At 43.3% G+C, this 21,371-nt stretch carries 14 protein-coding genes; 13 read left to right on the top strand and 1 reads right to left on the bottom strand.

Going from position 1 to position 21,371, the window contains the following annotated elements:
* The first annotated feature begins 3 nt into the window (after nt 1-3).
* From NYE85_RS19670 to wbaP, 9 genes are all read left to right on the top strand, one after another.
* The gene (locus NYE85_RS19670; RefSeq protein ID WP_259006435.1) at nt 4-1,452 is read left to right on the top strand and encodes a lipopolysaccharide biosynthesis protein; all 1,449 of its coding nucleotides are present in this window, start codon (nt 4-6) and stop codon (nt 1,450-1,452) included.
* A gap of 35 nt (nt 1,453-1,487) precedes the next feature.
* Nucleotides 1,488-2,564, top strand: a complete 1,077-nt coding sequence (locus NYE85_RS19665; RefSeq protein WP_259006434.1) for a polysaccharide pyruvyl transferase family protein — start codon at nt 1,488-1,490, stop codon at nt 2,562-2,564.
* Between the two features lie 10 nt (nt 2,565-2,574).
* Entirely contained in the window at nt 2,575-3,741 is a 1,167-nt protein-coding gene (locus tag NYE85_RS19660; RefSeq protein ID WP_259006433.1) for a glycosyltransferase, read from the top strand.
* A gap of 26 nt (nt 3,742-3,767) precedes the next feature.
* Complete coding sequence (locus NYE85_RS19655) at nt 3,768-4,826, top strand: glycosyltransferase (RefSeq protein ID WP_259006432.1); 1,059 nt, start codon at nt 3,768-3,770, stop codon at nt 4,824-4,826.
* A gap of 72 nt (nt 4,827-4,898) precedes the next feature.
* A complete protein-coding gene (locus tag NYE85_RS19650; protein ID WP_259006431.1) occupies nt 4,899-6,044 on the top strand; it encodes an acyltransferase in 1,146 nt (381 codons plus the stop codon).
* Nucleotides 6,045-6,092: 48 nt separating this feature from the next.
* Nucleotides 6,093-7,421 (top strand): hypothetical protein, encoded by a 1,329-nt coding sequence (locus NYE85_RS19645; RefSeq protein ID WP_259006430.1) that lies wholly within the window; start codon nt 6,093-6,095, stop codon nt 7,419-7,421.
* A 24-nt stretch (nt 7,422-7,445) separates the two neighbouring features.
* Nucleotides 7,446-8,525, top strand: a complete 1,080-nt coding sequence (locus NYE85_RS19640; RefSeq protein ID WP_259006429.1) for a glycosyltransferase family 1 protein — start codon at nt 7,446-7,448, stop codon at nt 8,523-8,525.
* The gene (locus NYE85_RS19635; RefSeq protein ID WP_259006428.1) at nt 8,522-9,607 is read left to right on the top strand and encodes a glycosyltransferase; all 1,086 of its coding nucleotides are present in this window, start codon (nt 8,522-8,524) and stop codon (nt 9,605-9,607) included. Before NYE85_RS19640 ends, NYE85_RS19635 begins: the two co-directional genes overlap by 4 nt.
* Nucleotides 9,608-9,787: 180 nt before the next feature.
* Nucleotides 9,788-11,221: an undecaprenyl-phosphate galactose phosphotransferase WbaP gene (gene wbaP / locus NYE85_RS19630; protein WP_259006427.1), complete on the top strand. Its 1,434-nt coding sequence runs from the start codon at nt 9,788-9,790 to the stop codon at nt 11,219-11,221.
* A gap of 177 nt (nt 11,222-11,398) precedes the next feature.
* Here the strand turns inward: wbaP and NYE85_RS19625 are convergent, their stop codons facing one another.
* A complete protein-coding gene (locus tag NYE85_RS19625; protein WP_259006426.1) occupies nt 11,399-12,682 on the bottom strand; it encodes a cellulase family glycosylhydrolase in 1,284 nt (427 codons plus the stop codon).
* Between the two features lie 397 nt (nt 12,683-13,079).
* Here NYE85_RS19625 and NYE85_RS19620 point away from each other — a divergent pair, with 397 nt between their 5' ends.
* From NYE85_RS19620 to NYE85_RS19605, 4 genes are all read left to right on the top strand, one after another.
* Nucleotides 13,080-16,106: a DUF4214 domain-containing protein gene (locus tag NYE85_RS19620; protein ID WP_259006425.1), complete on the top strand. Its 3,027-nt coding sequence runs from the start codon at nt 13,080-13,082 to the stop codon at nt 16,104-16,106.
* Nucleotides 16,107-16,659: 553 nt separating this feature from the next.
* The gene (locus tag NYE85_RS19615; RefSeq protein WP_259006424.1) at nt 16,660-18,426 is read left to right on the top strand and encodes a type I secretion system permease/ATPase; all 1,767 of its coding nucleotides are present in this window, start codon (nt 16,660-16,662) and stop codon (nt 18,424-18,426) included.
* A gap of 54 nt (nt 18,427-18,480) precedes the next feature.
* A complete protein-coding gene (locus tag NYE85_RS19610) occupies nt 18,481-19,812 on the top strand; it encodes an HlyD family type I secretion periplasmic adaptor subunit (RefSeq protein ID WP_259006423.1) in 1,332 nt (443 codons plus the stop codon).
* Nucleotides 19,813-19,814: 2 nt separating this feature from the next.
* The gene (locus NYE85_RS19605) at nt 19,815-21,194 is read left to right on the top strand and encodes a TolC family outer membrane protein (RefSeq protein ID WP_405050693.1); all 1,380 of its coding nucleotides are present in this window, start codon (nt 19,815-19,817) and stop codon (nt 21,192-21,194) included.
* Nucleotides 21,195-21,371: the final 177 nt, after the last annotated feature.

Genomic DNA, 21,371 nt, shown 5'->3' with positions numbered 1-21,371 from the left:
AACATGACTCATTCATTAAAAGAACGAGCCGTATCAGGGATGATATGGAGCATAGTAGAGCGTTTTTTAGTACAGGGAGTCCAATTCGGTATTAGCATTGTTTTAGCGCGTATTATATCTCCATCGGATTTCGGTTTGATCGGAATGGTGGCAATCTTTATAGTTTTATCTGATATAATAATAAATAGTGGCTTTACCCAGGCGCTCATTCAGAAGAAAGATAGAACGCAAACCGATTACTCCACGGTATTTTATTTTAACCTACTCGTCAGCGTCATCTTGTACGGGATTATCTATGTCATCGCTCCATTTGTAGCGGATTTTTACAGTGCACCTCCGTTAACACACATAATACGTGTTTTGGGTGTAAGCATTATTATAAAGTCGCTGTGCTTGGTGCAAACCACTAAACTAGCCATCGACCTTAATTTCAAACTAAGAACTAAAATAAATTTCTTGTCTGTCATTATTAGCGGTTCGCTTGCTCTTTATTTAGCCTATCATGGCTTTGGAGCGATGGCGCTTGTCTACCAAACTATAATAAACTCAATTTGCGTTACCATCTTTATGGCTATCCTGCTTAGATGGCGGCCAAATTTTGAGTTTTCATATGTTTCCTTAAAAAGTCTTTTTGGCTTCGGTTCAAAACTGCTGCTGGCTAGCTTTGTAAGAACGATCGTTGATAATTGCTATGCGATCCTGATAGGACGATTCTTCTCGAGTAAAGAAGTTGGCTATTATACTCAAGGGCGGAATATTCCTGACCTTATCTCTGTAAATTTGTTCAATATCTTGCAAGGCGTACTGTTTCCTATCATGTCCTCAACTCAGGATGATACGGAAAGACTGATACGTATCTACAAAAAAAGCCTTGATATGACGGCTTTCATCGTGATGCCTGCGATGGTGGGGTTCACTTTTTTAGCTGAACCATTCGTGCATTTTTTCCTGACAGATAAGTGGTTACCTGCTGTGGTTGTCATTCAATGGATTTGCTTGTCGCGAATGATCATTCCAATGAGCGCTCTTAACTGTAGTTTAATTAATGCTGTGGGGCGTTCTGACACTTATCTCAAAGTGGATTTAAGTAAATTGCCTATCACCGTGGGAGCATTGTTAATCACGGCTCCATTCGGTTTAACCGCCGTCGTCGTAGGAAATTTCGTAGTATCATTAATTTGTTTCTTTATTAATGCTTATTATCCTGGCAAATGGTATGGTCATGGCGCATGGCAACAAATAAAAAGCATGTTGCCGATGATGCTAGCAACATTAATTATGTCTGCTGCATTATGGTTTATACGTATTGATAACGGTATTTATGAGATTATCGTTAAAGTGTTTGTAGGTGCCATTGTCTATTATTGTGCCAGTATTTTTCTAAAAATTGATTCTTGTCATGAAGTTAACAAAATTATTCTTTCAGCATTGAAGAAAAGAGCGAGCCGTTAAATTTGTCTGCAGTAAAATACGTATAGGGAAGGATAATGAAAACGATTATAACAATAAATGAAGTTTGTTCAGATAATATCGGCGACCACGCTATTAATGAAGGATTAAAGAAATTAATAACCGCATCTGGTTATTCGGTTGAAAGTTATGGGTTTGATGCGGAAAAGAAAATTGCCGTACCCAAGGTTACTAATGAAAAGCTCACCGCCAAAGTATTTTTAAGAAAAGCGAAAAATTTATTCTTAAATCGCATACAGTTTCTCAAGTATGCCCGCTGGTATCTACATAATAAAAAAAGAATAGAAAGCACGAGCTGTCGAGATGCAGAAATAATGATGATTGGTGGTGGCCAGCTCATTCAAAGCGGGGGTACGTTTCCTATAGCCATGTATACATGGGCTAAATATGCAAAGAAAAATAACAAAAAGTACGTAATTTTAGGCGTGGGGTGTGCGGAGAAATTTAGCTGGCTAGATAGCGTACTTTATAAATACGCGTTAAAACATGCTAATGGTGTTTATGTTCGTGAGAAACGTTCCATTGATAAATTAAAACGCTTTTTTGATTTTACCCCGTCTTATATTCCTGATCTGGCCTTTTCTTTGTATGAAAAAGAGAGTTATCCCGAAAAGGGCAGTGTGATTATAGGTGCTACTGCCTATTATGTATATTCCAAGAATGTCAAAGAGACCGGGCAAAGTGAGTTTAAAACTCAGCAGGAATACATAGAGGACTGGCGCCAGGTCGTTGAGGATGAAATAAAAAAAGCAGGAAAAAAAGTTGTGCTTGCTTCTACAACCGTCGAAGATGCGGAACTTAATAAACTGATTTATAAAGAAGTGCTAAAAAATAACTCTGAAGAAAATATAGAATTATGTGAGAAAGTCCCTGCGTTAAACATTTACCTTGATTATTTAAGAGTCTCCAGCAAAGTTTACTCTGGGAGAATGCATTCTTTAATCCTTGGGAAAATACTTGGTAATGATCTTGAGCCTTGGTTGATTTCGAAAAAAATCGAATACTTCATGGATGAGTACGGGAATCGACATGTAGAAGAAATTAATAAAGAACTTAAAGACGTTTTTGCAAACATAATCAAGAAATTTGGCTAAGGAGAACATTTTGCTTTTATTTGATCTTTCCGCAACTCAACCTTCGCTTGAGTCTAAATTTCATGGTGGTTCGGAATATGCTAAGCAAGTATTTTTTTCAAGTATCGAACATGGTTACAAAAACTTTGCTTGTGTCTATGATACAACTAAAGAATTAGATGAAAAGATTAAAAAGATTTGTGCTGATGTAGGCTTGAAAGTAATAGGTGTAAGTGGGGATAAAGAATTAATTGCGCTGGTAAACTCAAATCAATTTTCAACTTTTTATTCTGCTCTGCCTTACCATCTTTTTGATGTTGATACGAGTAGGGTTAATTTCATAATGACGGTGCATGGGCTGCGAGAAATAGAATGTAGTTACGATCCCGTACAATGGCATTATCGTGATGGACTAATATCTAAAGCTAAGCTATTAATAAAAAGGTTATTTTTCAAAAATAAAGAATGGGAAAGCTATTTTGATCGGTTTGGTCGGTTGCTAAACAAAGAAAAGACGAAAATTATTACTGTTTCTGAACATAGTAAACATTCTATGCTTTGTTTTTTCCCAAATCTATGCGCCGATGATGTTTATGTGTCACCAGCTCCTTGTCCTTTCGGTAAAGCAGATCCTGTATTAGCGAAAGAGTACCACTATTTGGAAAAATACGGGAAACAGTTCTTTTTATTGGTTAGCGCTAATCGCTGGATGAAGAATAACTACCGAGCGATAAAAGCGTTGGATGATTTTTACAGTAAGCATCCTTCCTGTACGCTAAAAACGATTGTATTAGGGAAAAAGAACGCGCATCCAGGCATAAAGAATACAGAGCAATTTATATATATTGACTATGTTGATTATGAATCATTAGATTGGTTCTATAAAAATGCCTATGCATTTATATATCCCAGTTTGAATGAGGGATATGGTTATCCGCCAATTCAAGCGATGCACTATGGCACTCCCGTATTGGCGTCAGCTGTGTCCAGTATTCCTGAAGTTTGTAAAAATAATGTACTATATTTTAATCCAACAAATATTAATGAAATTGAGAATAGAATTTCACAAATTTACCATAATAAAAAGCTGTATGATAACTTATCGTTATTAGGACGAAAAGCGGCTTCAGACGTTAGTGTTGTTCAGAATGAAAAATGGGGTAATTTGCTTTCAGTTATTTTTGATGGCAAATGCTAATAGATAGTTATTTTTGGTGAATAATTGTGAAAAAGATTCTTTTTATCATGCCAATCCTTGGCCGGTCAGGTGCAGATAGAGTTATCTTCACTTTACTTAATAATATAGATAGAACTAAGTTCAAGCCTTATTTGCTATTATATAAAAACGATAGCGAAAAAAATACATTAGTCAGAGAGTTAAACGAAGACGTTATTGTTGAATATTTAAACATCACTGGGCGAGCAAGATATTCTTTGCCAAAAATTGTTTTAGGCATAAAAAAAGTAAGTAAAAAACATAGTATTGATACTATCTTTATTAGCTCAGGAACATCCAACTCGACGCTATCACCATTTTTGAACTACTTTGGAAAACATATAAAGAAAATTGCCAGAGAGTCAAATCTTCCGAGTTTGTTCGAGAAAAATTTCATAGCCAAGTTCTTGTACAAAACATGTTATAAAAGTTACGATGTTATCGTCGCGCAAAGTGATGATATGGTTAACGATCTCGTTAAAAAAATGAATGTACCACAAAATAAAATCGTTAAAATTAATAACCCACTTGACTATAAACATATCAAGACCTTGAGCCTTAAGCCCTCAGAGCATTCATTTCCTGCTGATAGAATAAACTTATTGTCAATAGGCCGATTGACATACCAAAAAGGCTATGATCAATTGCTAAAAAGTTATAAGAATTTACCTGAAGGGAAATATCATCTGACAATAGTTGGAGAGGGGGAGGATGAAGCAATGTTGAAACAGCTATGTTCTGACTTGCAACTAGAACGTAGCGTTACATTTATTCCGTTCACCGATAACCCCTATGCATTACTAAAAAACTGCGATGTCTTTATTTCTAGCTCACGCTGGGAAGGATATCCAAATGTCGTTATAGAGGCTATTGCCTGCGGAACGCCAGTGCTTGCCAATGCTTATCCTGGTGGGATAAATGAAATCATTAACGAAAAGAATGGCATAATCTGTGACATCACGGGTGAGCTAGAAAACGAGTTGAATAAAGTTTTAAATATTAAAAATGTATTAATTGATAACGCGATAATAGATAATATCTTGCGGAAATATGAAAGTATTCTATAGTCAAAATACATCTATTTAATTTGTGGTTTTATTAAGGTTTATATTGTTTTAGTATGCCGTAAAGGATCTTTTATGAGGCGATTTATTGTTCTCGACAGTTTTCGTGGCATATGTGCCCTGTGTGTAGTATTCCATCATTTTAACGTCAGAGGGAGTATTACCGAGTGGGGGTTGTTTCGAAATGCAACCTTTATGGTCGAGTTTTTCTTTGTTTTAAGTGGTTTTGTATTAACTCACGCCTACAGTAAAAGAGATTTTGACTGGGCAGCAATGAAAAAATTCGCGATAACGCGGACTTTTCGTTTATTTCCACTCCATATAATAATGCTAATCGTATTCATCTTCTTGGAGTTGGCTAAATTAATTGCGCAATCGAAAGGTATTGATTTTAACAAGCCTGCCTTTAGCGGCGTGAATGCACCAATACAAATTTTGCCAAATATATTACTGCTTCAGTCTTGGTTAACTTCTGCTGCTACACTTTCATTTAACTATCCTTCATGGAGTATAAGCGTTGAATACTATCTATATGCCATTTTTGCGATAGTATTATTGTTTTCACAAAAAGCAAAAAGCTCATTGGTTATTATCTTTTTGATCATTTCGTCCGTTGGGTTTTTAGGACTGCTAGTTCCCGCTATCACAATTCTAAAAACAGAGGCACTTAGCGGTTTAGCCTGTTTTTTTGGTGGGGCAATAACCTATATTATTTATAATAATAGTCAGCCAGGGAAACTACCTCGCCTGTTCTTTTCAATGCTTGAGGTTGCTTCAATATTAATATGCTATTATGCGGTGACTTTATCTTATGAGTATAAAGAGATTTTCACCAGCGTGCTTTTTTGCGTAACTATATATATATTCTCCTTTGAGATTGGCGTTTTGTCCTCTTTACTAAAACGTTCTGTCTTCGAATTTTTCGGCAAGATATCATTCTCTATATATATGACCCACGCAGCTGTAGTATTTGTAGCTATTAGTCTTGCCATGGGGGCCGAGAAGCTGGTAGGATACAGTATAACGTATTCAGTCACTACGAAAACGGGTAGTACATTGCGTTATATTGATTTGGGTAATGTGTTATATAATAATTTATTCGCACTCTCCCTAATTGCCATAGTCATCGCTGTATCGTATATTTCTTATAACATCATTGAAACTAGATCAATTTCAGCGGGAAAGAAATACACTAAAAATAAAATGATAAACACTCAATAAAAATACATAAGCGCTAGGCTTAGGTTTAACTCCTATAGAAGATTTTTTATGGCTTATACAATGAGAGTATTTAAGTTTAGAAACACACCGGAAATTGCACTGAAGATATTCCTTATCCTCTGTTTTTTCTCTGGTGTAATTGGTGTCGCTTCTGCGATGTTGGCGATGCCGGTTTTGAAAGTTTGGAAAGAAGCTTTTATTGTAATTCTGTTTATAGTGGCGTTGTTATTCTCTCAAGGGAAGGTTAGTAATAAAATAATAATCCCGGTAGCAATATTAATAGCCATCAGTATCTTTGCTATATATTCAATGCTTGAAATTCTTTCCTCGCATACCTTTATCATACTCTATCAGCTGAAGTTTGACATTATTCCTGTATTATTTATTGTCGCCGTTTTACTTATCTTTTCAAAGATGTCTAAAGATGAGTTATTGTCTTTTAGTATAAAACTAGTAAAACTTGTATTGTTTTTAGGTGCACTTAACGCGATAGCAGTAATTCTTCAACAACTATTTCCTGACTCTTTCATGGGACTGCTCGGTCTGGATGCTGGACAGTGGGGTAGCGACGCCGGCGTGCGTTTGAACTCGACCGAAGGTAATATCCGCGCCATTGGCTTGCAGCTCTCTTTTACGATGTCTGGTGTTCTAATGTTATTCTGCATGATCTTGTCAATCGAATGCGGACGTTTTATAAAGAGTAAGTTTCTAAAGACTTTTCTTTTCTTATTATTCTTTGTTGCAATAATTTGTACAACTTATAAAACTGCTATCATAGGCGTGATGGTGTATTTTTTGGTGAAATTCTTCGAGAAGTTTTTACCCTCCATATCAAAAATAGCTATATTTATAATTGGATTAATCATACTTCTCTTTTTTGTTTATTCGACCCACGACTACGCCGTATATAATGGTGTTCGCGTATACAACCAAACCGCAGCCTATAACTCTATTTATCTGCGAGTCCTAGAGCACCACAAAATAATAGCTTCACTAGATTCACTGGAAAAAGTACTTTTCGGTGCGGGGCTAGGCATTAATGGTACTTTTGGGCTTGATAAAACAGAATATGGTATCACTGCAATAGCAACAGATAGCGCATATATATATTTAGTGAGTAATTATGGATATGTTGGCTTTTTTGTATATCTTTTTATTCTGATTTACATTCAAATAAAACTGTTTGCAATTAAAGCTTGTGACGTGTTTGGTGCCAGACATTTGATATTCTTTACCCTGGTGATTGAGCTTTTTTATAACTTAGGGCTTGGTAACTTCCCCAACAACATACTTCTCATTGTGTTTGTTGCGGTACCTTTTGTGCTGAAGAAAAAGGGATGCACAAAAGAAGATGTTGCTGCTTATAGCTATAAATGAATTATTCAAATCAAAGAGAGAGTTATGATTTATATTAACGCTAGATTTCTTACGCAAGATGTTACAGGAGTACAACGATTTGCTGAACAAATCTGCTTAGAGTTAGCAAAGCTAAGAGATGATATCGTACTGTTAGTCCCTCGGAACATAAAGCGATCTTCATTTTCTCAAAACGTTAATATAAAATCTATTGGCAACAAGAGTGGCCACTATTGGGAACAGATAGAACTGCCAAAATATCTCAAGTCCATCGGTTCACCACTGCTGATAAACTTGTGCAGCACGGCGCCAATTTTTTATAAGAACCAGATTGTTACTCATCATGATGTAACCTATAAGAGATATAAAGCCAGTTTCTCATGGAAATTCAGAGCGCTATATTCGATATTGATTCCATTGATGCTTAAGAACAGTAAAGCTTTAATTACCGTAAGTGAATTTTCAAAGTCAGAAATATTAAGTTATTTTAATTACGATCCACAAAAAATACATATCATCTATAATGCCGTTGGCTCGGAATTTACAAATTCACAAGCAAGTGTGAAAGAAAAAGAAGATTATTTACTGGCTGTTTCTTCACCGAATTTTCACAAGAATTTCCATGGGATGCTTGAAGCTTTTAATATTTTGCGTAGCAAATATGATATTCCATTTAAGCTAAAAGTTATTGGAAAATCTTCTGCCAGCTTCGCTGCACAAGATTATACGAAAGCCACTGACTCTGATGATGTTAGATTTTTGGGACGAGTAGATGATAATGAACTGATTTCTCTTTATCAGAATGCTACGGCCTTTGTTTTCCCTTCTTTTTACGAAGGCTTTGGCATACCTCCATTAGAAGCGCAGGCCTGTGGATGCCCAGTGATATCTTCTAACAAAGCTTCAATGCCCGAAGTATTAAATGACAGCGTCCTTTATTTTGATCCTTATGATAATACTGCGATGGCCGAGGCAATGAAACGAGTCATTGTTGAATCAGAACTAAGAGATAATCTGATTACCGCAGGCTTAGCTAATGTAAAGAGATTTTCATGGTCTCTATCCGCAAAAAAAGTAAATAGTATTGTCGATAATATTACTTCATCGGAGCTTGATCGGTTATGAAGGTACTCCATGCGGCTGAAACCATTAAAGGTGGCGTAGCAACAGTCATGCGGCAGATAATTCTTGCTAATGTTGCCGACCCGGAAATCAAGGATGTTCATTGCCTTATTCCGAGAGACCAAAAAGATGAAGTAAAAGTGTTACCGCAAGAAACGGTTCTGACGTTTAAGCGAAGTGGTAGAAACCCTATTTCTTTTCTTTCTTTCGTTTTTAAATTCATTTCCACCCTAGTGCAATATAAACCAGATTTGATACATCTTCATAGCACATTTGCTGGTGTGTTGGGGAGATTGGTATTGATTCTCTGTTATCCTATCTATCGTCCCAAAGTCATTTATTGTCCTCACGCTTTTTCTTTCTTAATGGAAGGTGGAAATGCAAAGAGACTTGTTTATAAAATAATTGAAAAAGGACTGTTGCCTATTACTGATGCAGTAATTTGCGTAAGTGAATTTGAACGAAAGGCTGCTATAGAACATGGGTTAAACGCCAAGAAACTCAAGGTTGTTTACAATGGCGTCCCGATAGCCAGCGATACGGATGTTTACCCAAATCCGTTCCGGCAGGATGTTATCAATCTATTATTTGTGGGTCGTTTTGATTACCAGAAAGGGTTTGATATTCTTTCCAAGATGGTCAACGATCTGGCAGGAAAGCCCTATCATTTGACCATTATCGGAGGGGCAGTTCACAGTGACGAACTTCAATATGAATTGCCGCAAACAACGTTTACCGGCTGGCTTTCTTCGGATCAAATTGCCCCTTATTTTTTCCACGCTGATGTCTTGATTATTCCCAGCCGCTGGGAGGGCTTTGCGATGGTTCCCCTTGAAGCAATGAGTTATGGGACGCCAATTATATCCAGCAATTGTACGTCTTTTCCTGAGATGATCACTCCTGGTGTAAATGGCTATATGTTTGATATAACTTCGCCTTCAGAGTTGCCAAAAATTATAGAGGGAAAAAGTAAAGAAGATTGGAGGCTATTAGGCATTAATGCCAAAGCTATTTTCTTGAATAAATTTAAGGCGGATAAAATGATAGCTGAGACAATTAAAATTTATAAAGAAAGTTTCATATAGGCTTTTTGAAACCTACAAAGCTTAGGTGACTTGATGAATTATAGTATGATTCCTTTGCAATTTATATTTTTTGCGTGGTTATAGTGAGTTGGCTTCTTAACCTAATTCAGGTTTGGTATATATTTTTTCAGGTTACATCAATAATAACGGTGTCGTCATTTAATTGACATGGTAAATTCTATGGAAAAAAAACAAAAGTACCGTAGTGGGGGAGTTGCAAAGCTTTCACTGGCTCTCTCTGACTTATTCTTCTTCAATGTTTCTGTATATATTACATACTATTTGTTAGAGTCTTATTTCGGCGGGCTTGAGAATTTCGTCCCCCCTGAACAGTTCTATACTCGGTTATTCGTTCAGTTTGCTCTTTCCATTATTTGTATTGTTTGGTTTTGGGTACGGTTACGCCATTATACATATAGAAAGCCTTTTTGGTTCGAATTGAAAGAAGTAATACGGACGTTACTAATTTTTGCGTTGTTAGACCTGGCACTCGTTGCATTTTCTAAATGGAATTTCTCGCGATATGTTTGGTTGATTTCTTGGATGCTGGTGATTTTCTTAATTCCATTAGGGCGTTCAATAACTAAAAGGTTGCTCGACAAATTAGGCTATTGGAAAAAACATACGATTATTATTGGTTCGCGAAAAAATGCATTTGAAGCGTATGCGGCTTTGCAAAGTGAAGCCATCCTTGGTTTCGAGGTTTGTGCTTTTGTATGCACAGATACGCCTTGTGAAGAGCATTATTTTGGTGTTCCTGTCATCAATTCTGAAGAGGAGCTCTGGGCCGTTGCGGATATCCAAAATACACAGTTTATTGTTGCTCTGGAGTTTGAACAGCATGCGTTGCGTGATCGATGGTTAAAAGATCTCGCCAAGCATAATTGCCGTTCAGTATCTGTTATTCCAACTTTGCGCGGTGTTCCTCTTTATGGAACTGATATGTCATTTATCTTTAGCCATGAGGTCATGATTCTGCGTGTAAGCAATAACTTGGCAAAGCGTTCTTCTCGTTTTATAAAGCGGACATTCGATATCTTTGGTTCTTTACTCATCATGTTGCTGCTATCTCCCGTATTGATATTTTTAGCCTATATGGTTTCAAGGGATGGCGGGAAGGCTATTTATGGTCATGAGCGTGTTGGCCATAATGGTAAAAAGTTTAAGTGTCTAAAATTCCGTTCAATGGTGATCAATTCTAAAGAGGTTTTAGAAGATCTGTTGAAAAACGATCCTGAAGCCCTCGCAGAGTGGAACCGCGATTTTAAACTTAAAAACGATCCGCGTATTACCAGAATAGGCGCATTCATACGTAAGACCAGCCTGGATGAATTACCACAACTTTGGAATGTATTCATTGGTGAAATGAGTCTTGTTGGTCCAAGGCCTGTAATCGAAGACGAGCTTGAGAGATATGCCGGCGACGTCGATTATTATTATATGGCTAAGCCAGGTATGACAGGACTTTGGCAAGTAAGCGGCAGGAATGATATTGATTATGATACCAGGGTCTATTTTGATGCTTGGTATGTCAAAAATTGGGCACTTTGGAATGATATCGCCATTCTGTTTAAAACAATAGCTGTTGTATTGAAAAGGGACGGTGCTTATTGATTCTTATCTTGCGCATTGTTAGTTAAAACCTGCTGACGGCTCCATATGCAGGTTTGGCATTTAACCAAGTACGTCAATACGCTTGGTAAGCCAAGTGGCGTACTTTTAAAAAGCTATTGTCTATGACCGATAAAATCGTTTCCTTGCAGGTGATTTACCGGTCATAGACAACTGCAACTAGTTTTCTTTACTCATTTTTAAAACCGGTGTCACATCGTCGGTGCTGCTATTGTTATCTCCTTCAATAATTAATGGCGTTACTTTTTCCTGCTGTTGCTGTGTGAATGAGAAACTTTTGATAGTTTGAAGAATACTTTTTTCTTGCGTGTCTTTCTTATTTGTCCAACTAACGGTTGCTCGCTCATTCCCCTTTTTTAACTCAATAATATTTTTGCCATTTTCTGACTGTTTATAATCAACAATTTGATAACTGTGTGCTATCTCCGCAATTTTCTTCAAATTTGCGGCTGCAGGTTTTGCAACCAGATCCTGTGCAACAAACCCGAACCGGTCTTCACGCTCTTTTGGGTTTGAACCATCATCAATCAGGTCATACCACCAAATTCCTTTGATATAATCTCTCGATTTTGCCAGTAATGTATATTTAACTACGTTCTGCGCCGCCAGCTCACCTGATACTCCACCATCCCCTATATGCGTTGGGAATCCCATTTCAGTTATATAAATAGGAACTGAACGCCCTGTTTTCGCACGAAGTTTCTTTTCAAACACATCAATGCCCGCTAGATTCCCTTCAGGCTTGCGCATTTCTTTGTCAGGATTGCGATAGGAATAAGGGTGGATTGAGATCCCATCGACATATTGCATTAATCCCAAATCTATTAATTTATCCAGCCAGGCATTATCCTTGTCTTTCAATGGGTTTAACGAACCGGTGACGACCACTGCATCAGGATCGGCTTTTTTAACCGCCAAGGCAGCTTTTTTAACCAATTCGAAAAAAACCTTTTCGGAAGGGGGCTTTTTATTGCCTTTAACCCCAGTTCCGACTAGCCATTCATTCCATACTTCATAATATTTTACTTTGCCCTTAAATCTTTTTGCTGTCCAATATGCGTAATCTGCAAAAGCATTAATTGCTGCTTCGCTTGTTGGATAACCATTATTATCATAAAGACGATTGGTATAGGCTAGCACCAACATTGAGCTGAGCCCATAGTCCTGTTGGCTCCTGGCAAATACGGCATCAACTTTTCCTAGGTTACCTATCAACGAGAATTGACGATTGGGACCGGCAACCTGTGCCCATGGATAATCCTCGCGTATTGATGTAAACCCATAATCTTTAGCTAGTTTTAGATAATAACCGCCTTCCTTGGGATAATGACGAACATGCATATTTATCCCGACTTCGAAAGCATTGACATAACCTATTGGTAAACAGAAAAGCGCGGCAGTTAACCCCGTTGTAATGCCCCTCTTAAGACTAATGTTATTCATGCTGCTTCCTTCTATGTGAAATTAACAGGATAGTATGCTGAAATTTATAAAAAATCAGGTGAAAACTCTGATATATATGGCTTAAAAATCATCAGGTTACAAAATAATCGCTTACTTGCAGTCTTCAGTATATAGGATTAGTAGTAATTGCTAGGCATATCACTTTGTTTTATTGTTATAAAATATTAAGTTACGTGAGTGATTATTTCACCTGTTGATTTTTTCGTTTGGACTCTTTATTTTTTATTCTTCCCCCTTCCTTGACAGAATTCGATTCATTTCCTTTTATTTAAGGGCAGTAAAGTTATTTTATTTTCCTTACCGCTTAGCCTGCTAATGATTTAGCCGCAGGTGCAGTAGTTTTCGAACGCTAAAAAATGCATCCAAGGGGGATGTTATGGCTTCTTTAGTTTATCAATACGAGGCAGCATCAATTTACTATGCTGTTTTGGGAAAAAATGCATCCAGCTCTGCTATTGATTACTTCGGGAATCAATTACAGATGGGCGCCAGAACGGATGTTCAGTTTATCAATGGATTATTAGCATCCGCAGATGGACTAGCGCGCTTTGCAACCAAGTCATCAGCTGAAACTCTGCAAACTATATATACTAATATTCATGGTGTTGCCGCTACATCAGAGCAAATAGCCTCACTGCTGGCACGCAGTGATAATATAGGCAGCATCATTAATGGCCTGATTAACGACCTTACCAACTATTCCGGGTCTGATAGTGCAACACTATCACAGCAAACAAATTTTGAAAATCACATCAAGACTGCGCTGTATCCTTCTGCAACGAGCATAGATACAGGTACTGGCGCTTCGGATGTTGCCGCGATCTACCATGTGCTTGGTGCTGGCTTATCTACCAGTGGAATAAATTATTGGGGTACGGCGATCGATTCTGGAAGGGTAGCTATCGATAAAGTTGCCCAGGCTTTTGTTAATGAGCGTTCTTACCTTACTTCGCTGAGCAATGAAGATTTTGTGGCACGTATCTTCCAGTTTGGCTTTGAGCGTGCGCCTACTGCATCTGAGTCCGCTGCCTATCTGGCTGAACTTGCTGGTGGCGCTACGCGAGGCAATATTGTCGTTGACATTATCGGAGCGCTGCGTTCGAACGTTGATCCTAGTGATGCAACCGCCCAGGCGCATTTTAATGCAATCACCGACGTTTATGCTCCTGGTCATCTGCCAGCGCTGAATATCCAAGAACAGGTTGCTGCAATCTATTTAGGCGCGGCCCATCGTGGCATTGATGCTCAAGCTTTGGATACCTGGGGCAAAATGCTTTCTGCCGGCAGCCTCAATGCGACTACGCTTACAGCCAAGTTATTGAACTCAACTGAATTCCAGAAAAAAGGCGCTCAATTAACGGGTGATGATTTCATCCAGCATGTTTACACGGCCGTGCATGGCGTTGCGGCAACGGCGGCTCAATTGGCCGTCTACAGCGCATTGGGCACTAACAAGTCAACAATCACCCAGGCCATTATCAACGATCTGCGTAGCTCAACGGCTACCGATGCAACCACCATAACCCAACAGCATGCGTTTGAAGCGGATATCGGTACCAGCCTGCTGTATAAAACTGCGGCATCGCTGACGGCAACCGCCGCAGGCGGCAATGCCACCGGCACGGTAAATACCGGTGCCAGCCACGTGCTGAGCAACGCCGAAACTGCCGTTTTGACTAACGTAGTGTTGAATGCCAACGCTGCCAGCGCGGTAAACCTGAAGTTCGCCGATAATCTGTCTAACCTGACCATCAACGGTACCAGTGCTGCCACCGTCAGCCTGTCGGACAACGGCGTAAATGCCGGAGTGGATGTTACCGTGAATAACGGCAACGTGATCCTCAACGGCAGCTCTGGCGCCGATGACGTGACACTGACCACCAATGCCAACGTTGCTACTGGCACCGGTGATTTTAACCTCGGAGCAGGCAATGACTCGCTGAAATGGGCCGGCAACGCCGCTACCGGCGCCGCCAACACGGTTGGCTCCGGTATTAGCGCCAACGGTGGTGACGGCATCGACACCATTTCTGCCAACTTTATCACCAAGAACGTCGCCATCACCGGCACCCTGCTGCGCACTGCGACCATTACTTCCAACTCTTCACAGTTCAGCAACTTTGAAAAAGTGGATCTGGCTGGTTACATCGGCAAGGCAACGGTTACCGGCGGTACTTCTACCGCGGCAAACCACACCTTTGACTTCGGCGTACTGACCGGTAATGCGACTACCGAATCCAGCACCGCCGTTTCCACCACCAACCAGGCGGCGACCTCAACCGTGGGTTCACAAGGTTTCGTGCTTTCCGGCCTGGCCGATCAGGTCAAGGTTATCAACGCTGCCGGCGGCAACTCCGCGCAGTTGGAAGTCACCGGTAACGCGACCTCTGCCAGCGATCTGGCGATCACTTTCCGTCAGAACGCCACCGATCATTTCAACGTCAACTTCAACGCTGAAAGCAATACCGATATCAACGCCGGTACGCTGAGCCTGAACAGCAGCAGCTCGGTGTTGGCAGGTACTGCGCTGCGTACGGTGAACATCTCCTCTGGTGGGACCGGCGACTTTGACAATACCCTAACGCTGGCTGGCAACAATGCGCAGGTGCAAACCATCAACGTGTCCGGCGATCATACGCTTGACTTGAATCTGGGCAGCGGCTTTAGCGATGTTCGTACCATCAACGCCTCTACCAATACCGGCGGGCTGAATCTTGATTCGGCGCATGGCGGTACCGGTGACGGCCTGATCGTACAGCTGTTGAACGCCTTGCCATTGAGCGTGGTCACCACCACATTGTTGACACCGGTTCTGACAGCATTGGGGCTGAACGGTTATCAGTTGAACGTAACGGGTACCGGGACTGCGGACAGCTTCGACATCGCTGCCAACACCAGCGTTACCGGTGGTGCCGGGGCTAATACCTATGAGCTGAAATCCAGTACTTCAGCCGCGGGTGTGACCATCAATGACTTCAGCAGTGCGAAAGACAACATTATTGACGGGCTGTCCGGCCTGAAAATCTCTGATGATGCGTCTGGCACGGCAATTGCGGACTATGGTACTCGTTCGTCCGACGTATTGGATGGGATCCTGGGGACACTGTTGGGCGGGGTGGTTGGTTCTGCGGCCGGCCTGCTTGGCGGCATCCTCGGGCTGAACAACAGCAATTCGTTGACCGCAAAAGTGGGTGTGGCGTCGGTGGTGTTTGATGGCTTGAACACCGATTCCTATCTGATTATCGACAACAACGATAACGGTACGCTGGATAATGCTGACTCGGTTATCTATTTGACCGACCAGAATCACCAGAACCTGCTGGATACGCTGCACTATGCTCCACAGGTTGCACTGAACGGCATCGCCGATGCTGGCGCTGGCGCCGATCTGGTCGCTGCATAACATCTGCTGCTACATCCCCCTGATAATGGGGGATATTTACCTGCTAACAACGCCCGATGAAGTTTGTCGGGCGTTTTTTATTAATGTAAGGCAATCGGATATCGACTTTTCTGAGCGATCCATCAATGGTTCATTTTAAGACGAGATAATAGACACGCCATGTACATTTATTATACGGAATTTATATTTCTCTGTGGCTCTCTGACATCCAGTATTATTATTTTTACAGCGACAGGTCGAATGGCATGGGGAGCCGGTGGCTTATAAAGTTTACCATGATAATAACCGGGGTGAATGATGTGTGAAGTCGTAACTGTCTAATAGATATACTAAAAATCAGATCTCTAACCAATTGATTGTTATTGACTTTTTTTGTTGCCGGTTTTCTGGTTTTTTTTTCGTTTTGACCTTGCTGATATTTGAATTTGGTAACTATAGTTAAAAGCGGTAGCTGTAGTCTGGTGCAGGGTTGGGATGCTGAGCGTATTAAGATTTTCCTTAGTACGGATCTCTGTGGATTTGACTGGCAGCGTAGGTGAAGTAAGGATAAAAAGTGAACCAATTCATACCGCGCAATGAGATTGCGGATGTTATACGCACACGCAGTAAAGTTTTCTGGACCGTGGGTATATTTACTGCATTTATAAATCTATTAATGCTCGTTCCTTCTGTTTACATGCTTCAGGTATATGACAGGGTTCTCCCTTCGCGTAATGAAATCACTCTGCTGATGTTAACGCTGATCATGCTGGGGCTGTTCGGCATGATGGCCATGCTGGAATATGTGCGCAGCATGGTGGTGATCCGCATCGGCAGTCAGCTGGATATGCGTCTTAATACTCGAATTTACACTGCCGCATACGAATCAAACCTTAAAAACGGTTCATCCGACGCCGGGCAAATGCTGGGCGATCTGACCACGCTGCGTCAATTTCTCACCGGTAGCGCCTTATTTGCGTTTTTTGATGCGCCCTGGTTCCCGATCTATCTGCTGGTGATTTTCCTCTTCAACCCATGGTTGGGGCTTTTTGCCCTGGTCGGATCGCTGTTATTGATCGCGCTGGCGGTGATTAACGAAATGGTGTCGAAAAAGCCATTGGGGGAGGCCAGCAAACTGTCCATCATGTCCGGCAGTCTGGCGAGCACCAATTTGCGCAACGCTGAAGTGATCGAAGCATTGGGCATGTTGCCGAATTTAAAGCGTCGTTGGTTTGGGCTGCATCAGCGGTTCCTCAATAGCCAACGCGTTGCCAGCGAACGCGCCGCCCGTGTGACCTCGGTAACCAAATTCGTCCGCCTTTCATTGCAGTCGCTGGTGCTGGGGCTAGGGGGATGGCTGGCTATCGACGGCCATATCACGCCGGGGATGATGATTGCCGGTTCGATTCTGATGGGGCGAACTCTGGCACCGATTGAACAGGTGATTAACGTCTGGAAAAGCTGGAGTGCCGCCAAGCTGTCCTATGGTCGTCTGGTCAAGTTGCTGGACGAGCATCCGCAACGTGGAACCGGCATGTCGCTGCCGCGTCCGGAAGGGGTACTGTCGGTCGAGGGCGTTACTGCCGCACCGCCGGGATCCAAGGCTGACGCGGTGTTGCACAATGTGAGCTTTGCGCTGCAACCCGGTGACGTATTGGGGATTATCGGCCCGAGTGCGTCGGGCAAGTCGACGCTGGCACGGTTGCTGGTCGGTATCTGGCCGGTCAGCGAAGGCATTGTCCGCCTGGACAACGCCGACATTTATCAATGGAACAAGGACGAACTGGGGCCGTACATCGGCTATTTGCCGCAGGATATCGAACTGTTCGCCGGCACCATTGCCGAGAACATCGCCCGCTTTAACGAAGTGGATTCTGAAAAGGTCATCGAGGCGGCCAAACTGGCCGGCGTGCATGAACTGATTTTGCGCTTCCCGAAAGGCTATGACTCGATTATCGGTAACGGTGGCGCCGGTCTGTCCGGCGGTCAGAAGCAGCGTATCGGGCTGGCACGGGCCTTATATGGCGATCCTTCGCTGGTGGTGCTTGACGAGCCGAACTCCAACCTGGACGACGCCGGCGAGAAAGCCCTGAACCAGGCGATACTGTTCCTCAAACAGCGTAATAAGACCGTGATCCTGATTACGCACCGAACCAATTTGCTGTCGATGACCAGCAAATTGTTACTGCTGACCAATGGCGTGGTCAATGCATTTGGCCCAACGCAACAGGTATTGCAGGCGCTGGCCAATGCGCAGAAAGCCCAGGTCAGCCAACAGGCGGTGCGCGCGGTGAATACAGAGACGGATGAAGGCAACTTCCCAAAAACTCAAACAAATTAGTTGTGAACTTGCCCGGCGGTGCTGTCATGGCCGCCTGCAGTCAAAGGAGTTGGTATGTCTATGCAAATTGGCGAGCCGCAGGACTCGTATTCACAGCAGATCCCGCAGGATGAACGTCGCTTTACCCGAATGGGGTGGCTGGTGGTGGGCGTAGGGCTGTTTGGCTTCTTCGCCTGGGCGGCTTTCGCACCGTTGGACAAAGGCGTGGCGTCACCAGGCTCGGTGATCGTGTCCGGTAACCGTAAAACGGTGCAGGCACCGGCCAGCGGTATCATCAAAAACATCGCGGTAAAAGAAGGCGACAAGGTCAAGGCCGGCGAAGTACTGGTACAGCTGAGCCAGGTACAGGCACAGGCGCAGGTTGATTCGCTGCGCGATCAGTATTACACCACCCTGGCGACGGAAGGCCGACTGCTGGCCGAACGCGATGGGCTGGACAAGGTCACCTTTTCACCGGTACTGCTGCAGTTGCAGGCGCAACCGCGGGTAGCGGAAATCATTGCGCTGCAAAATCAGCTGTTCCATTCACGCCGCCTCGGCCTGCAAAGCGAAATCGATGGTTATAAACAATCGATGGATGGCATGCGCTTCCAACTGAAAGGGCTGCAGGATTCCAAGGTCAATAAAAACATTCAGCTGTCCAGCCTGCGTGAACAGATGAACAGCATGAAACAGCTGGCGGCAGACGGCTATCTGCCGCGCAATCGCTATCTCGAAGTGCAGCGCCAGTTTGCCGAAGTCAACGGCAGTATCGACGAGACGCTGGGGCGCATCGGTCAACTGCAAAAGCAATTGCAAGAGTCGCAACAGAAAGTGGATCAACGTTTTGCCGATTATCAACGGGAGGTGCGAACCCAACTGGCGCAAACGCAGATGGACGCCAGCGAATTTAGAAACAAGCTGGAAATGGCGAACTTCGACCTGGGCAACACCGCAATCACCTCGCCGGTCGACGGCACGGTGGTCGGTTTGACCATTTTCACTCAGGGGGGCGTCGTGGGAGCGGGTGACCACCTGATGGATGTGGTGCCAAGCCAGGCCAATCTGGTGGTGGATGCGCGCCTGAAAGTAGACATGATCGACAAGGTCTACCATGGGCTGCCGGTCGATTTGATGTTTACCGCCTTCAATCAGAACAAAACCCCGAAAATAGAAGGCTCGGTGACGCTGATTTCCGCCGACAGGCTGGTGGATAAGGCGAACGGCGAACCGTATTACCAGATGCAGGTAACGGTGACGCCGGAAGGGATGAAAAAGCTCAACGCGGAAGAAATCAAACCGGGCATGCCGGTTGAGGTATTTGTCAAAACCGGTTCGCGTTCGCTGCTCAGCTACCTGTTTAAACCTATTTTGGATCGCGCTCATACTTCATTGACTGAGGAATAATTTTGAATCGATTTAAACGGCGGGCGACTGGCCTGGTGGCCAGCGCCTGTATGTTTGCGATGTCTGCGCCGGTTTATTCGATAGGAATTTTGGACGCATACTCGCTGGCACTTGATAAGGATCCGACCTTCCAGGCGGCATTAAAAGAGAAACAGGCAGGGGACGAAAACAAAAATATCGGTCGTGCCGGCCTGCTGCCCAAGGTGGCATTCAACTATCAGAATGCCCCCAAGAACTGGCAAACGGTGAAACAACCGCAGAGCAATATATTTACTGGTGAAACGATCCAGACCACCAACAGCCAGCAATACCGCAGTTACTCCGGTTCGGTGACGCTGACCCAGCCAGTGTTCGATTACGAGGCCTACGCGCGATACAAGGCCGGCGTGGCGCAGACGCTGATGTCTGATGAACGTTACCGTGCCAAATTTATGGATCTGGCGGTGCGGGTGGTTGGCGCCTACGTCGAAGTAGCGTATGCCAAAGATCAGATTGCCTTGGCAGAGGCGCAAAAGGCGGCTTATAAAGAACAGCTGGCACTCAACGATCGTTTGCTGGCTGCCGGCGAGGGGACGGTCACCGATCTGTCCGAAACACAGGCGCGTTACAGCCTGGCCGAAGCGCAGGAGATCGAAGCGCGCGACGCGCTGGACGCGGCGCAGCGGGAACTGGAAGTGATCATCGGCATGCCGCTGAGTCAGTTTGACGAGCTGCAGGTATTGCGGCCGGGCAAATTCCAGGTCGCGCCGTTGATCCCCTCCAAGTTTGAGGAGTGGCAAAAAATTGCCATGCAGAACAACCCGCAACTGGCGGCTTCGCGTCATGGGGTGGATGCGGCGAAGTACGATGTGGAACGCAGTCGCGCCGGCTTTATGCCGCATGTGCAGATTTACGCCAGCCATTCCGAGAACGACTCCAGCAGCGATAACACCGTCAACCAAAAATACCGCACTGACAGTATCGGCGTGCAGGTCAGCATGCCTATCTATTCAGGCGGCGGTGTAGCAGCTTCGACCCGCCAGGCGGCGGCGCGCTATGGGCAGGCGATGTATGAGATGGATGCGCAGGTGGGAACCACGCTCAACGATTTGCGTAAACAGTTTAATTTGTGCATCAGCAGTCGCGCCAAGCTGGCGGCCTATGAGCTGGCGGTCAAATCGGCCACCACTCAGGTGGAAGCCACGCGCAAAAGCGTGCTGGCCGGGCAACGGGTCAACGTTGACGTGCTTAACGCCGAACAGCAACTGTACAGCGCGCAACGCGATCTGGCGTCTGCCAAATACACCTACATTAAATCCTGGATCACTTTGCTGAGCGATTCCGGCACCCTCGATGAGAACGATGTGAAACGCGTAGCGCAGTATTTTGCCGATCGTCGCTAAATGGAACAACGCGTGGGCAAACATCAGTATTAATCCGAAAGAGCAGCCGCAAGCTGCTCTTTTTTGCGTTAATACGGTATGTTATCGGGCAGTAGTTTTTCTTTCGTTACTCTGTATGATTCACTTGCCATGTAAGTTTTTGCACATTTTCTTTTTAGTGTTCAGGCAGTGACTTAG

This window comes from Serratia sp. AKBS12 (genome assembly GCF_024793895.1).
Taxonomy (GTDB): Bacteria; Pseudomonadota; Gammaproteobacteria; order Enterobacterales; family Enterobacteriaceae; genus Serratia_F.
The sequence above is the reverse complement of the archived record's forward strand: the minus strand, read 5'-3'. Positions and strand labels throughout refer to the sequence as shown.

Coding starts and splice junctions, on each gene's coding strand:
- NYE85_RS19670 (WP_259006435.1), top strand. CDS start 4: ATGACTCATTCATTAAAAGAACGAGCCGTATCAGGGATGATATGGAGC.
- NYE85_RS19665 (WP_259006434.1), top strand. CDS start 1,488: ATGAAAACGATTATAACAATAAATGAAGTTTGTTCAGATAATATCGGC.
- NYE85_RS19650 (WP_259006431.1), top strand. CDS start 4,899: ATGAGGCGATTTATTGTTCTCGACAGTTTTCGTGGCATATGTGCCCTG.
- NYE85_RS19645 (WP_259006430.1), top strand. CDS start 6,093: ATGGCTTATACAATGAGAGTATTTAAGTTTAGAAACACACCGGAAATT.
- NYE85_RS19640 (WP_259006429.1), top strand. CDS start 7,446: ATGATTTATATTAACGCTAGATTTCTTACGCAAGATGTTACAGGAGTA.
- NYE85_RS19635 (WP_259006428.1), top strand. CDS start 8,522: ATGAAGGTACTCCATGCGGCTGAAACCATTAAAGGTGGCGTAGCAACA.
- wbaP (WP_259006427.1), top strand. CDS start 9,788: ATGGAAAAAAAACAAAAGTACCGTAGTGGGGGAGTTGCAAAGCTTTCA.
- NYE85_RS19625 (WP_259006426.1), bottom strand. CDS start 12,682: ATGAATAACATTAGTCTTAAGAGGGGCATTACAACGGGGTTAACTGCC.
- NYE85_RS19620 (WP_259006425.1), top strand. CDS start 13,080: ATGGCTTCTTTAGTTTATCAATACGAGGCAGCATCAATTTACTATGCT.
- NYE85_RS19610 (WP_259006423.1), top strand. CDS start 18,481: ATGTCTATGCAAATTGGCGAGCCGCAGGACTCGTATTCACAGCAGATC.